The 14,006-nt window shown below is 70.8% G+C and carries 11 protein-coding genes; 9 read left to right on the top strand and 2 right to left on the bottom strand.

The window, feature by feature from the left end:
• Position 1: 1 nt before the first annotated feature.
• From AB0H86_RS08440 to AB0H86_RS08405, 8 genes are all read left to right on the top strand, one after another.
• A complete protein-coding gene (locus AB0H86_RS08440; RefSeq protein ID WP_362434553.1) occupies positions 2-937 on the top strand; it encodes a sugar ABC transporter permease in 936 nt (311 codons plus the stop codon).
• Positions 937-1,785 carry a carbohydrate ABC transporter permease gene (locus tag AB0H86_RS08435; protein WP_362434550.1) on the top strand — a complete coding sequence of 283 codons (849 nt, stop codon included), beginning with the start codon at positions 937-939 and terminating at the stop codon, positions 1,783-1,785. Before AB0H86_RS08440 ends, AB0H86_RS08435 begins: the two co-directional genes overlap by 1 nt.
• Complete coding sequence (locus AB0H86_RS08430) at positions 1,782-3,851, top strand: alpha-galactosidase (RefSeq protein WP_362434548.1); 2,070 nt, start codon at positions 1,782-1,784, stop codon at positions 3,849-3,851. The genes AB0H86_RS08435 and AB0H86_RS08430 overlap by 4 nt, the downstream gene beginning before the upstream one ends.
• 345 nt (positions 3,852-4,196) lie before the next feature.
• Positions 4,197-4,934: a FadR/GntR family transcriptional regulator gene (locus tag AB0H86_RS08425; protein WP_362434545.1), complete on the top strand. Its 738-nt coding sequence runs from the start codon at positions 4,197-4,199 to the stop codon at positions 4,932-4,934.
• A complete protein-coding gene (gene dgoD / locus AB0H86_RS08420; protein WP_362434543.1) occupies positions 4,931-6,076 on the top strand; it encodes a galactonate dehydratase in 1,146 nt (381 codons plus the stop codon). Before AB0H86_RS08425 ends, dgoD begins: the two co-directional genes overlap by 4 nt.
• The gene (locus AB0H86_RS08415) at positions 6,073-6,891 is read left to right on the top strand and encodes a hypothetical protein (protein ID WP_362434541.1); all 819 of its coding nucleotides are present in this window, start codon (positions 6,073-6,075) and stop codon (positions 6,889-6,891) included. The genes dgoD and AB0H86_RS08415 overlap by 4 nt, the downstream gene beginning before the upstream one ends.
• A 161-nt stretch (positions 6,892-7,052) precedes the next feature.
• The gene (locus AB0H86_RS08410; protein ID WP_362434539.1) at positions 7,053-7,250 is read left to right on the top strand and encodes a hypothetical protein; all 198 of its coding nucleotides are present in this window, start codon (positions 7,053-7,055) and stop codon (positions 7,248-7,250) included.
• A 348-nt stretch (positions 7,251-7,598) separates the two neighbouring features.
• Positions 7,599-8,357, top strand: coding sequence for a VCBS repeat-containing protein (locus AB0H86_RS08405; protein WP_362434537.1), 759 nt, complete (start codon positions 7,599-7,601; stop codon positions 8,355-8,357).
• Positions 8,358-8,566: 209 nt separating this feature from the next.
• Here AB0H86_RS08405 and AB0H86_RS08400 read toward each other — a convergent pair whose 3' ends face one another.
• Positions 8,567-10,429, bottom strand: coding sequence for a glycoside hydrolase family 76 protein (locus tag AB0H86_RS08400; RefSeq protein WP_362434535.1), 1,863 nt, complete (start codon positions 10,427-10,429; stop codon positions 8,567-8,569).
• 342 nt (positions 10,430-10,771) lie between these two features.
• Between AB0H86_RS08400 and AB0H86_RS08395 the strand changes: the two genes are divergently transcribed.
• Positions 10,772-13,687, top strand: coding sequence for an alpha-L-rhamnosidase (locus AB0H86_RS08395; RefSeq protein WP_362434532.1), 2,916 nt, complete (start codon positions 10,772-10,774; stop codon positions 13,685-13,687).
• Positions 13,688-13,751: 64 nt separating this feature from the next.
• Here the strand turns inward: AB0H86_RS08395 and AB0H86_RS08390 are convergent, their stop codons facing one another.
• Positions 13,752-13,910: a hypothetical protein gene (locus AB0H86_RS08390; protein ID WP_362434530.1), complete on the bottom strand. Its 159-nt coding sequence runs from the start codon at positions 13,908-13,910 to the stop codon at positions 13,752-13,754.
• Positions 13,911-14,006: the final 96 nt, after the last annotated feature.

The following is a 14,006-nucleotide window of genomic DNA, read 5'->3' as shown; positions in this document are numbered from 1 at the left end:
CGTGGCCGTTCTGACCGCGCCCGAGCGGAAGTCCCCGGCCCCGCCGTCGCCCCGCGGCAGGCGGACCGGGGGCCCACGTCGTACGCCCCCGCTGGTACTCGCGTTCGTCCTCGTCCCGCTGCTGGTCGAGGCACTGTGGGTGTTCTGGCCCGCCTTGCAGGGCTTCTACCTCGCCCTCACCCGCTGGGACGGTGTCTCCGCACCGCAGTTCGTCGGCCTGGACAACTTCCAGGAGATGGCCCACGACGACGTCTTCCGCAGCGCGGCCGGCCACACCGTGCTGTGGCTGGTGCTCTTCGGCGGCCTGTCCGCCCTGCTCGGTCTGGCCACCGCGCTGCTGCTCCAGCAGGAGCGGCGCGGTGTCGGCTTCTACCGGGCGGCCCTGTTCCTGCCCGTCGTCTTCTCCCTGGTCGCCACCGCGCTCGTCTGGCAGGCGGTCTACCAGCCCGACGGCGTCCTGAACCAACTCCTGGAATCGGTCGGCCTCGGCAGTCTGCGCCACGCCTGGCTCGCCGACCAGGACACCGCCCTGTACGCGGTGATCGTGCCCGCGCTGTGGAGGCAGATCGGCTACGTCATGGTCCTCTACCTCGCCGGCCTCAAGGGCATCGACCCGGCCCTGTACGAGGCGGCCAAGGTCGACGGCGCGAGCGCCTGGCAGCGCCTGCGGCACGTCACCCTGCCCCAACTGCGCAGCGTCAACGCCGTCGTCCTGTCGGTCATCGTGATCGACTCACTGCGCTCCTTCGACGTCGTGTGGTCGCTGACCCGTGGCGGCCCCTACCACTCGTCCGAGCTGCTGAGCACCTACATGTACTCCACCGCGTTCCAGTCCCTTCGTCTGGGCTACGGCTCCGCCCTGGCCGTCGTCATCTTCTTTCTGGCCTTCGGCGTCATCTGCTCCTACCTCGTCCGCGCGTTCCGGGAGGCCGACTGATGTCCGCCACGTCCACGGCGCTGCGCCGCAAGCGGGCCGCGACCGCCGGATTCCACCTGGGCGCCGGCGCGTTGTCCGTCCTGTGGCTGCTGCCCATCGTCCTGGTCCTGGTGACCAGCCTGCGCTCCTTCGACGACATCGCCGCGCACGGCCTGGGCAGTTGGCCGCGCTCCTTCACCCTCGACAACTTCGGCCAGGCCTGGACCGACGGCGGCCAGCAGCGCGCCCTGATCAACAGCCTGCTGGTCACCGTGCCCTGCGTCCTGGTGACGCTCGCGCTGGCCGCCATGGCGGCGTTCGGGCTCAGCCGCTACGAAATGCGCTTCCGCCGCTCCCTGTTGCTGCTCATGCTCGGCGGCAACCTGCTCCCGCCGCAGATCCTGCTCATCCCGGTCTCCAAGCTCAGCGAGCTGATCGGCGTCTTCGACACCCTGCCCGCGCTGATCGGTGTGCAGATCGGCTTCGGCGTCGGCTTCTACGTCTTCGTCCTGCACGGTTTCATGCGCGCGATACCCGTGGAGATCCAGCAGGCGGCGGTCGTCGACGGCGCCGGCCCCTGGCAGGTCTTCTGGCGGATCATCCTGCCGCTCACCCGCCCCGCCCTGGCGGCCCTCAGCGCCCTGTCCTTCACCTGGATCTTCAACGACCTGCTGTGGGCGATCACCGTGCTGCGCAGCGACACCAAGATGCCGATTACCGCGGCCCTCATCGGACTGCAGGGACAGTACGTGTCGATGTGGAACGTGATCGCCGCCGGCTCCGTCATCGCCGCCGCGCCCACGGTGGCCGTGTTCCTGAGGTTCCAGCGGCACTTCGTGGCCGGGCTCAATCTGGGGGCGGTGAAGTGACGTACCAGCGCTGGACCTTGCGCACGGAGAACACCGGCTACACCGTGCGTCTGTCGCCGGACGGCCCGTGGGCCGAACTCGACGCGTGGGGGCCACTCGGGGTCGAGGACGGTCCGTCCGCACTGGACTGGTCGAGGCGTACCCACTTCATCACGCCCGCCGACGCGGCGCCCGCCGAGTATCTGCCGTACGGGCTACGGCCGTTCACCGGATCCGAGCTCGTGGCGTCGCGTCCGGGTGGGGACCGTGGAGTGTGGTGGGACTTCGACGGCGCTCAGGAAGGGGAGGGGAGCCTGCGCCTCGCCTTCGTCGACGACGTCCTGGGCCTGCGTACGGTCCTGTGCTACGAGTCGGTGCCGGGCACGGACGTGATCCTGCGGTGGACCGAATTCACCGGCACGGAAGAACTTCGCCTGGAGCGCCTCGACTCGGCCGCCGTGACCGTCCCCGTCGCAGGCCCGGCCAGACTGACGTACCTCGCAGGACAGTGGTCGCAGGAGTTCCAGCGCCACCAACTCGACCTGACCAGGGGCACGTTCACCATGGGCAGCCTTCAGGGCGCGCCCGGGCACGCGTACGCCCCCTGGCTGGCCGTACAGGACGGGGAGGCGGAGGCGGCCTACGGCATCGCCCTGGAATGGCCGGGCAACTGGCACATCACCGCCGAGGCCGAGCCGGGCGGCACCGTGCGTGTCCGCGCCGGACGGGTCCCTCACGAGGGCGCCGTCGTCCTGGCACCGGGCAAGACCCTCACCACTCCTCGGCTCGCGTGCGCCTTCAGCCCGGACGGCCTCGACGGGCTCTCCCGCGTCTGGCACCGCTACGAACGCCACCTCGCCGGCGAGCGGATCCACCGCCCCCGCAAGGTGCTCTACAACTCCTGGGAGGCCACCGGCTTCGACGTCGACGCGAGCGGACAACTGGAACTGGCCAAGCGGGCCGCCGACATCGGCGCCGAGCTGTTCGTCGTCGACGACGGATGGTTCACCGGCCGCGGCGACGACACCGGGGGCCTGGGCGACTGGTACCCGGACCCCGCCGCGTTCCCGCAGGGCTTCGGCGCGTTCGTCGAGGACATCCGCGCGCTCGGGCTGGACTTCGGCCTGTGGGTCGAGCCCGAGGCCGTCAGCCCGACCAGTCGCCTCTACGCCGAACACCCGGAGTGGGTCTACCGGATCGACGGCCGTGCCACTCGCCTGGTCCGCAACCAGCTGCTGCTCGACCTGGGCCGCACGGACGTCCAGGACTTCGTCATCGGCACGCTCGACCGGGTGCTCACCGACCACGCGGTCAGCTACCTCAAGTGGGACATGAACCGGCCGCCCACCGAACGCGGCCGCCCGGGTGCGGGACCCGCCGAACGGCTCGACCTGGACGCCGAGCACGTCGCCGGATACCTGCGCGTGCTGGACCACCTGCGCTCGGCCCACCCGGACGTCACCGTCGAGGGCTGCGCGGGCGGCGGCGGACGCGTCGAGCACGCGACCCTCGCCCGCACCGACGTCGTGTGGCCCAGCGACAACACCGCCCCGCTGGACCGGCTGTCCATCCAGTACGGCTTCCTGCACGCCCACGCCCCGCACGTCATGAGCTCGTGGGTCACCGACACCCCCGGCGTCTTCGACCCGCGCCCGCGCAGCCTCGCCTTCCGCTTCGTCAACGCCATGTGCGGCGTCCTCGGCATCGGAGCCGACCTGCGCGCATGGACGCCGAAGGAGCGGGCCGAGGCCGCCGGGTGGATCGACCGGTACAAGAAGGTGCGGGACGTCGTCCACCGGGGAGAGGCCCGGCTCCTCGGCAAGCCGGCCGACAGCACCTGCGGAGTGCAGTACGACCTCGACGACCGTACGGTCGTCGCCGCGCTCGGCACCGGTCTCCTGGACGGGGCCCCGCTCCTGCCCGGGCGGCCCGACCGGCTGCGGCTGCGAGGTCTGGACCCGACGGCGCGCTACCGCGACACCGCGACGGGGGCGACGTACAGCGGAGCTCATCTGCTCCACCACGGGCTGCCGCTCGCGTGGAGCGCGGAGCACGACGCCGAGCTGGTGGTGTTGATACGTCAGTAGGACCGCATATGTTTCCCTCGTCCCTCCGGTAAAGGAGTCGAACCCCACGATGGACCAGCCCGCACGACGACACGGCGCCCGCCTCACCGGCGACCGTACGGCCGTGGTCACCGGAGCAGCCTCCGGCATCGGAGCCGCCACGGCCGTCGAGTACGGGCCCGAGGTACACGTACGCCGTCCTGCCGGGACCTGTCCTGACAGCTGCTGGGGACAGAGTCGTCGCGTTCCTCAGCGAAGACGAAGCCTCCTGCATCACCGGTACGAGTCGCGTCGTGGACGGCGGCTGGGGCGTCGTGAAGGCCTCCGCACGACCACGCTCCCCACACAGCAGAAAGGCTGTACCACATGACGCCCTATGCCCGTCGCGGCGTGCACGGCCAGACCGTGGAAGTCCTCGCCCGCCGCATCCTGGGCGGCGAGATCCGCGAGGGGGCCACGCTGGATCTGGTGGCGCTGCAGAGCGAGCTGGACGTGAGCCTGACCGCTCTGCGCGAGTCGCTCAAGGTGCTCGCCGCCAAGGGCATGGTCGACGCCCGCCAGCGGCGCGGCACCTTCGTACGCCCTCGCGCCGAGTGGAACCTGCTCGACGCCGACGTGCTGCGCTGGCAGTTCGAGGGCGGCTCCACCACCGAGTCCGACCAGGCGCTGCTGCACAACCTCGCCGAAGTGCGCGCCATCATCGAACCCGCCGCCGTGCGCCTGGCCGCCCAGCGCCGCACCGACGCGGACCTGGCCGCCCTGAGCGGCGCCCTCGATGCGATGGGGGAGCAGGAAGCCGACGCCGCCCACGCCGTCGACGCCGACCTCGCCTTCCACCGTGCCCTGCTCGCCGCCACCCACAACGAACTCCTCGAACGCATGGAGATGGTGATCGAGTCCGGTCTGGCCCACCGCGACCGCATCGTGCACAGTTCCCCGCACAGCGAGGACCCGGTTCCGGCCCACCGCGCCGTCCTGGACGCCGTACGCGACCAGGACCCGCAGGCCGCCGAGGCCGCGATGCGTGCCCTGCTCGACCAGGCCGGCCGCGATCTGGACCGCCTCGGCGACTCCGAACAGACGGAAGGCTCCCGGTCTCAGTGAAGATCACCCGTATCGAAACCTTCCTGGTCCCGCCCCGCTGGCTGTTCTGCCGCGTCGAGACCGACGAGGGCGTGGTCGGCTGGGGTGAGCCGGTCGTCGAAGGGCGCGCCGAGGTCGTCCGTGCCGCCGTCGATGTCCTGGCCGAATACCTTGTGGGCCAGGACCCGTTGCGCATCCAGGACCACTGGCAGGTACTGACCAAGGGCGGCTTCTACCGGGGCGGCCCGGTCCTCTCCAGCGCCGTCGCCGGCCTCGACCAGGCCCTGTGGGACATCGCCGGGAAGACGTACGGCGCTCCCGTGCACGCCCTCCTCGGCGGCCCGGTGCGTGACCGCGTCCGCGTCTACGCCTGGGTGGGCGGCGACGAACCCGCCGAGCTGAGCGAACAGATAGCCGCCCAGGTCGAGGCGGGGTTCAGCGCGGTGAAGATGAACGCCGCCGGAGCCACCTCGCCGATCCCCACCGCCGCCGAGACCGCCGCGATCGTCGCCCGCGTGGCCGCCGCCCGCGAGGCACTCGGCCCGGACCGCGACGTGGCCGTCGACTTCCACGGCCGGTTCACCGCCGCCGGGGCCCGCCGTGTCCTCGCCGAACTCGCCCCGCTGCACCCGCTGTTCGTGGAGGAACCCGTCCTCCCCGAGCACGGCCACCTCCTGGCCGGGCTCGTCGCCGCGAGCCCGATACCGCTCGCCACCGGTGAACGCCTCTACGGGCGCGCGGAGTTCCTGCCCGCGCTCGCCGCGGGCGTGGCGGTCGCGCAGCCCGACCTGTCCCACGCCGGAGGCATCTCGGAGGTGCACCGCATCGCCTCGCTCGCGGAGACCTACGGCGCCCAGCTAGCCCCGCACTGTCCTCTCGGCCCGATCGCGCTGGCGGCCAGTCTGCAAGTCGCGTTCGCCACCCCGAACTTCCTGATCCAGGAGCAGAGCCGCGGCATCCACTACAACAAGGACGCCGACCTGCTCTCCTACCTCGTCGACCCCGCGCCGTTCCGGTTCGTCGACGGCCACGCCGTGCGCGGCGATGCCCCCGGCCTCGGCATCACCGTCGACGAGGCCGCCGTACGCGCCGCCGACCACACCGGTCATGCCTGGCGCAACCCTGTGTGGCGGCACCCCGACGGTTCCTTCGCGGAGTGGTGAGCGTGCCGCTGGACATCGTCACCGACCTTGCCCACGGCGGCCGTTGGACCTCGCTGCGCACAGAGCAGAAAGAATGGCTGTGGCGGCGTGAGGCACCCGAGCGGGAGAACGTGTCACCCGGCGACACCTTCCTGGACGCGGGCGGACTGGAGGAGTGCGTCCCCACGGTCCGCGGCACCCCCGACCACGGTGACGCCTGGTCACGGCCGTGGACGCGAGAAGGGGAGATGGACTTCGTCCACTGCGACCGCTTCACCCTGACACGCACGATGCGCGGCACCACCGACGGAGCCGAGGTCGACTACGTACTGACGTCCGACCCGGGCTTCCGCTTCGTGTGGGCCGCCCACGCCCTGCTCGACCTCTCCGACCGTGCGAGGCTGCACATCCGCGACGGAGCGCGCACCCGACTCTTCCCCGAGTCGGCGCCGTTGTTGGACCGGGCGTGGCCCAAAGGCGCCCCATGGGTGGAAGACAGCTGGCCCGCACCGTGCGGACTGCGCCTGGACCGGCTCGGTCCGGACGACGGCACCGCCGTCGGAGCCGTCGTGGACGCCTCCCGCTGCTGCGTCCACGACCACGCCGACCGTCTGTCACTCGCTCTCGAAGCCGACGGCCAGCCCTTGTCCATCGCCCTGTGGCGCAACCTGGGCGGCTTTCCCGCCCCGCGCCCCTACCGCAGCACGGGCGTCGAGCCGATGCTCGGCCGCGTCTTCGACCTCGCCGAGGCAGGCCCCGGCGACGCCGCGCGCGTACCCGCCTCGGGCGAGGTGCGGTGGAGGCTGACGCTGACCACCCACTGCCGGTGTACCTGAACCGACCTGTATGGCATGGAGCCCGTCACATGGATCGTCCCTGAGCGGTCAGGACGCCCTGTCCGCCATCGAGCAGGCGCGCGCAGCACCCGGCCCCGACCGTCCCTCGGCGCCGGTACGGTCCTGACCGCCGACGACGCTCGCGCGCCGAGCGGGCCGGCGTGAACTTCGCGGTCACCCCCGCACTCGGGGGTGGCATCGGCGCGACACACGAGCTCGGCCTGCCGGTCCTGGCCGGCGTGACGACCTCCGCCGACATCTGGCCGCACGCCCCCTTCGGCACAGCCGCACTGAATACCTTCCCGGCCGCCGAGGCCGATCCCGCTGGCGCAAGCTCCGGACCGGCCGAATCGCTCTGATCGTCCTGGCGGTCCTACGCCACGACCAGCGGCTCTCCGACATGGCGGGCGGCAACTACGTCTCCGCCTCCACCGTGCGGCGCGGGCTGTTGGAAGTGGTCGGCCTGCTCCATCACGCGGGCTACGCATGAAGCTCGGCTGACCTTCCCGGTGCAACTGGCCCCGCAGGACCGCCAACGGTCACCCTGGGCATGCTGACGGTCCTGGCCGGCCACGGAGTGAGGCTTCAACCCCTGGCGTCGACGCCTGGGGCGAGGCGGCAGGTCTGGCCGTTTCCGGCGCCGTTGCCGCCTACGCTCGGAGCTTCAGCCGATCATTCCTGTTGTTTGAAAGGTGCTTGTCACAGTCATGCGAATAGTGAGCCATCCGCGCGGGCGTACACAGCTGCTGGGGCAGGCGGCTGCGCTGGCGGCAGTCGCGGCCCTGCTCGGCGCCTGCGGTGAGTCCGTCGTAGGCGCACCATCACGTCCCACGGGCAGACCCTCGGTCCCCTCGTGCGTGACGCCGTCAGGGGATCTGCTGGCCGACATCGACGGCGACGGCCGCACAGACCGCGTCGCCGACCCCTCCCACACCGGTGCTCAACTGGCCGTCGCGTTCGGGAAGAAGGCGGGCTACGGCACTCCGGTCGGGGTGCGGAAGCTGATCGACGGCTCCGGTGCCGAAGAGAAAGACGTGCTGGCGGCGGTGGCCGACTTCGACGGCGACGGCTGGAGCGACCTGGTCGTCGTGGCCACCGGGCAGAAGCAGGGAGACGACGCGATCGAGCCCACCGTGGCCGAGCTGGTGTCAGGCCCCTTCTCCGCCTCCGGCCGGGGGCAGCACACCCGCCATCTCGACCTCGGGGAGACACGTGGCATCGCCGTGGCCGACTACGATCACGACTCATCTCCCGACCTGGCGGTGTTCGCCTACGCCGGCGACGGCGTGTATCAGACGGAGGCGCGCCTCGGCGACAGGGACACGGGACTCGCCGACAGGACCGCCGACACCAGCAAGTACAGCGTCTACGCGGACCAGACCGATGACGAGACCCCGACCAACATGCCCACCTCCGGCCTGCGCACGTTCTACGCGGAGTGCGGTAAGGCCGGTGGCCAGGGCTGAACACGCGCGTGCGCGCGAGGCTGTGGCACCGAACCTGACGGCGGACGGCGGACGGCGGACGGCGGACGGTGCCGTGGTCGTCGAGTCGCCGACGCCTCCGGCACCATCCGGCCCCGAGCCTCGTCGACACCCACCGGCCCACCGGGCAAGCTAACGCTCGCCGACTACGCCACCGTCGACCGGCCAGGTGCACCGCACCCGCCTCGCGCTCAGCCCGCGGCAGCGGTAAGCGCTCCGAGGGCGCTGCTCTGGGTACGCCAGTCGGTCTGGTTGGGGCCGACTCCGGCCCAGCGTTCGCCGAGGACGTTGAGGGAGTTGCGGTCGCGCGCCCACAGTGTGTCCGCCTGCTTCTGGACGTAACTCCGGTACGTGCTGGAGCCGGTCGCCTTCGCGAGGTCGGCGAAGTGCCGCATGAAGATGCCCTTGAACTGTTTCTGGTTGTCGTCGCAGGACGCGGAGCCGAGGTCGCAGGACTCGGTGAGCACGCCGTCCCGGGTCAGCGCCGGGCTGCTGACGGCGGCGTCGGCCAGGGTGCGTGCGGTGGTCAGCAGCGAGCTGTCCCCGGTCGTCCGCCACAGTTCGGTGAAGCCGCCGATGGCCAGTCCCTGGTTGTAACTCCACACAGTGCTGCCATTGTTGGCGCAGGCCGAGGTCAGCCCGTCGTTCACCAGACCCGACGAGTTGATCATCCCGCTGGACCTGTACCAGGCGGCGGACGCCTTCGCCCGCTGGAGCCATACGCTGTCGCCCGGAATGCGCTGATGCAGCGCCGCGGTCAGCCAGAGGTACTGCCCGTTCGTCACGGCGTTCTTGTAGGTGCGCTCGCGGTCCCACCACACGCCACCGCCGCAGCTGCCGGTGTCCCAGTACTGGTGGACGTAGTTGGCGATGGTGACCGCCTCGTCGAGATAGCGGGAGTCGCCGGTGTAGTCGTACGCGTCGAGCCACGCGATGGCCCACCAGGCCGAGTCGTCGATGGACCGGCTGACGAAGTGGCCCTCGATCGCGTCCGTGCTGCGCACACCGGAGGGGAAAACGCCCTTGTTCTGCTCGAAGGTGCGCGCCACGATCCAGTCGTAGTCGTGCCTGCCGGTGGTCTTCGCGAAGTCGATTAGGGAGGTGAGGGTGGCGGCCGAGTTCCACCAACTGCTGGGCCACCAGCCGTTGTACGGGTCGTACGAGGTCATCAGCGCGTCCGCCGCCGCGCGTGCCCTGGTCGGCGCGGGCCTGACCCACGCGGTGCAGCTGCCCTCCTGGTGGCCGGCCTCGCGGCCGCAGGCGCGGACCGCGCCGCCGTAGAGGAGGCCGCGCGGGTCGCGGGTGGCGTACATGGCGGTACGGGTGGTGGTGGCCCCGGACGGGGTGCTGGTGCGGCCGAGTGAGGAGCCGTCGGGCCAGGCCGAGCCGCCGTCCCAGGAGCGGTCGAGCCAGACCTCGTCGCCGGCGCCACCGGTGTCGATGCTCGCCCACGCCATGGAGTTCTTCTGGTCGACGTGCAAGCGGATCGTGCGGCCGTAGAGGGTGGTCGACGGCACGGGCTGGTCGTCACCGGCCGCCTGGCCGGCGCCGGTGCCGTCGCAGAGCGTGTCGCAGACGGTGGGGTAGACCCAGTTCGTACAGCCGACGGTGGCGGCGTCTCCGCAGGCCCGGACCAATCCGCGTCTGTGGTTACGGGGATCGGTGATGTTGTACATCAGCGTCCTGGTGCCGGTCCAGGAGTTCGGCACGCTCGCCTTGCCGAGGAGCCCTTCCCAGGTGGCGCCGCCGTCCCAGGAGCGGTCCAGCCACACCGAATCGCCGGTCACACCGTCGTCGATGCTGGCCCAGGCCATGTCGTCCGCGTCGGAGACGTGCAGTTGGAGGCGACGGCCGTTGAGGTTCTCGGCCGGCACCGGGAAACTCTCCTGCCGGGCCTGTGAGGGGTCCAGCGTGTCACAGGCCAGTACGCACACCGGGGTGGCGGCGGCCGCGGGCGTCGCGGCCGGGACCAGCGCCGCACACGCGAGAGCGGCCGCCGGCAGGAAGCTGAGGAGCCGTGGTCTGACAACGATGTCGAAGCTGCGCAAGGTCATTGAACTCGCCTCGGATTCGCCATGGGGGAGGGCTGGTCGGCCGGCGCGTCGGTCAACCGACAGTCCTGCTGGGCCGGCCAGGAATCGAGCACTGGTCCATACCTGTCTCGGTGGCAGTGAATCGTTTTGGTGTGGCCCTGTCAATGCTGCAACACGCGGTTTTTTCAGTGGAGTTCACGAGAGTCGCGATGGCTTGACAGTCCTCTACCGGGCGCCCATCATCGGTGAAACTTCGGCGAGGCGCCTCGCAGACTCACTGTCCCATCCATTCCCAGGCCTTCACGGGCGATCGATTTGAATCGATTCAGACATCTTGTTTCCCCACCGATCCGGGAGGTACTCATGCGCCGCCGCCCCCTGCTGAACCGAATGCCCTGTCCAGGGCGTCTGCTCGGCCTCGCCATGATCGCGGCTTCCGCGCTGGCCGTGGCACCCGTGCCGGCCGCCGGCGCTTCCGTCACGACGTCCGCGGCGACGTCGGCGACCACGGTGGCGGCCACGGCGGCCAGACCCCGAGCCGCCCTTGACGTCCCGAACTACTCGCCGACGTCCCGCACTCTCAAGCCGACCGCCGTCTTCCGGACGTCCGGCAGTGTCGCGAACCCGCAGAACGTCCTCAGCGGACAGTCGACGCGGCTCTCCGGCTCGCAGTCGGCCATCACCCTCGATTTCGGCAAGGAGGTCGGTGGTCTGACAACGTTGTCCTTCGGTGCCACCAGCAACAGCGGCCAACGGGTCGGCCTGGCCTTCAGCGAGTCGTCCCTGTACGTGGGCACCAACAGCGACCGAAGCAGCGGCCGCGACGGCGAGGACGGGGCGCTCTACACCACGGCCTCCGCCAACGGCACCTACACGATGCCCACCGCGAGACAGCGTGGCGGCTTCCGCTACCTCACCGTCTTCCTCGACAGCTCGGGCTGGGTGGACCTCAACGGCGTCAGCCTCGAATTCACCGCGGCTCCGGGCAAGGCCAACCCGGCCGACTACGCCAACTACTTCTCCTCCAGCGACGAACTGCTGAACCGCATCTGGTACGCGGGGGCGTACACCGTGCAGCTCAACACGATCGCCTCCGACCAGGGCCGAGCCTGGCCCCCGCCGGCCTCGGAGTGGGACAACGGCGCCACCGTCGGCGTGGGCGAGTCCGTCCTGGTCGACGGGGCCAAGCGCGACCGTACGGTGTGGCCCGGCGACCTGGGCATCGCCGTACCCACGCAGTACGCGTACTCGGGCGACCTCACCTCGACCCGCAACGCGCTCACCACGATGTACGACGCGCAGTCCGCCGAGGGTGAAATCCCCTGGTCGGGACCGCCGTTCAACCTCAAGGGCTCGGACACCTACCACACCTGGACACTGCTGGGCACGGCGACGTACTACACGTACACGGCCGACCGGACGTGGCTGGACTCCGAATGGGCCGACTACAAGCGCGGCATGGCCTTCATCATCAACAAGATCAACGGCAACAACCTTCTCAATGTGACCGCCACCCAGGACTGGGCCCGCTCCGGCCAGGGCGGCGAGAACATCTCCGCCAACGCGCTGCTGTACGCGGCCCTCAGGGGCGGGGTCACTCTGGCCACGGTCAAGGGCGACAGTGCGCTCGCCACGAGCTGGGCCGACAAGGCGGCCGCCCTCAAGAGCGCGGCGAACTCCCGCCTGTGGGACGCCTCGAAGGGCATGTACAAGGACAACCCGACCAGCGGCCTGTACCCGCAGGACGGCAACTCGCTCGCCGTCTGGTACGGGCTCACCGACTCAACGGCGAAGTCGCGGAGCATCGTCACCCAGCTAGGAACCCGCTGGGGCACCTACGGTCCGACGACCCCCGAGTGGGGCGGCAACGTGTCGCCCTTCGTGGGCGGCATGGAGCTGAACGCGCGCTTCACCGCCAACGACGACTACGGCGCCCTGGCGCAGATCCGCCGCACCTGGGGACACATGCTGAACAGCGACATCGGCACCAAGAGCACCTTCTGGGAGGGCGTCAAGGCCGACGGCGGCCTCGCCTACGGCGGTTCGTTCATGAGCCTGGCCCATGGCTGGTCCAGTGCGCCCACCTCCACGCTCACCTTCGACGTGCTCGGCACGGCGCCGGAGTCGGCGACCGGCGCGTACCGCTTCGTCCCGCACCCCGGCGACCTGACCAGCGCCGAGGGCCGCATCACCATGACGCAGGGCGCCGTCAACGCCTCCTGGTCCCGGGTCCCCGCCGCCGGCACCTACGCCGCGCGCCTCACCAGCCCGGCCGGCACCACCGGCCGCATCGGAGTCCCGAAGTTCGGCGGCGGCAACGTCTCGGTGTCCGTGAACGGCAACGTCGTCTGGAGCAACGGAACCTTCACGCCCACCTCGGGAATCGCCGGCGCGAGCCAGGACGACACCTACGTCTACCTCACCGGTGTCGCTCCGGGCAGCTACAGCGTGACCGCCAACGGACTGGGCAATCCTGCTCCGCCCGCCGAACCGGGTACCGGCGCTCTGCGCGCGGGCTTCACCCGGTGCGCGGGTGAGGGCGGTACGTGCTCCTTCACCGGCAGCCGCGCGGTGGCCTACGGGGCCGGGACGTACACGTACAAGACGGCGGCCGGCAGCACCGCCTGCACCAACGCCTCCTTCGGCGGCGACCCGGCGGCCAATCTCCTCAAGTCCTGCTACGTCGCCGACGCGGGCGGCCCGCCCGGATACACCGTGTGCGCCGCCGAGGGTGCCACCTGCTCCGTGCCCGGCTACAACCGCGACGTGGCGTACGGCGCCAACGGCAACTTCGCCCACCAGGTCGCCAACGGCTCCGTCGCCTGCACCAACGCGCAGTTCGGCGATCCCATCGACGGCGTCGCCAAGTCCTGCTACCTGCCGCCGGCCGGGGGACCGCCCGGTGGCTGGACCAAGTGCGCGGACCAGAACGGCACTTGCTCGGCCGCCGCGGGACAGCCGGTGATGTACGGAGCCTTCGGTGCGTTCACGACGATCACGGCCACCGGCAACACCCCGTGCACCGACGCCACGTTCGGCGACCCGATCCCCGGCGAGTCGAAGGCCTGCTACACCGCCACCGGCGGCCCGGCCGGCTACGCGAGCGCCTGCTCCGCCGAAGGCGGCACGTGCGCCTTCAGCGGACAGCAGACCGTCGCCTACGGCGCACGCGGCCGCTTTATCTACAAGTCGTCCACCGGCGGCACCGGTTGTACGACGGCGGCATTCGGTACCGATCCGCTGCCCGGCGTGAGCAAGACCTGCTACCTGACCCCCTGAGGAGCGCCAGGACAGGACTACTGGTCTTCGGCCTGCGCGGTCAGGGCGAAGGCCAGTAGCGCCGTCAGCCGCTCCAGGCTCCTGCCGGGGGCGCGGCCGTGCACTTCTTCATCGTCGGGAAGCCGTTCAACTCCTCCAGCATCGAAGCCTCGTTGGGGCCGTTGACCACGGCGCCCCGCAAGATGGCGCCCTTCCCGTCGTGGCTGCCCCTGAGGTTGGCCAACTGGCGTTCCAACTTCAGCCCGAGCGCCGGCGACGGCCCGCCGGCCGACGGCTGGTCAGGCCGCGTGAGCCGGCCGAGGGCCGGGTGCCTGAGGGC

Source organism: Streptomyces sp. NPDC050997 (assembly GCF_040660135.1).
In the GTDB taxonomy this organism is placed as follows: Bacteria; Actinomycetota; Actinomycetes; order Streptomycetales; family Streptomycetaceae; genus Streptomyces.
Note: the sequence above shows the minus strand (reverse complement) of the source record. Positions and strands in the feature narration are given on the sequence as shown.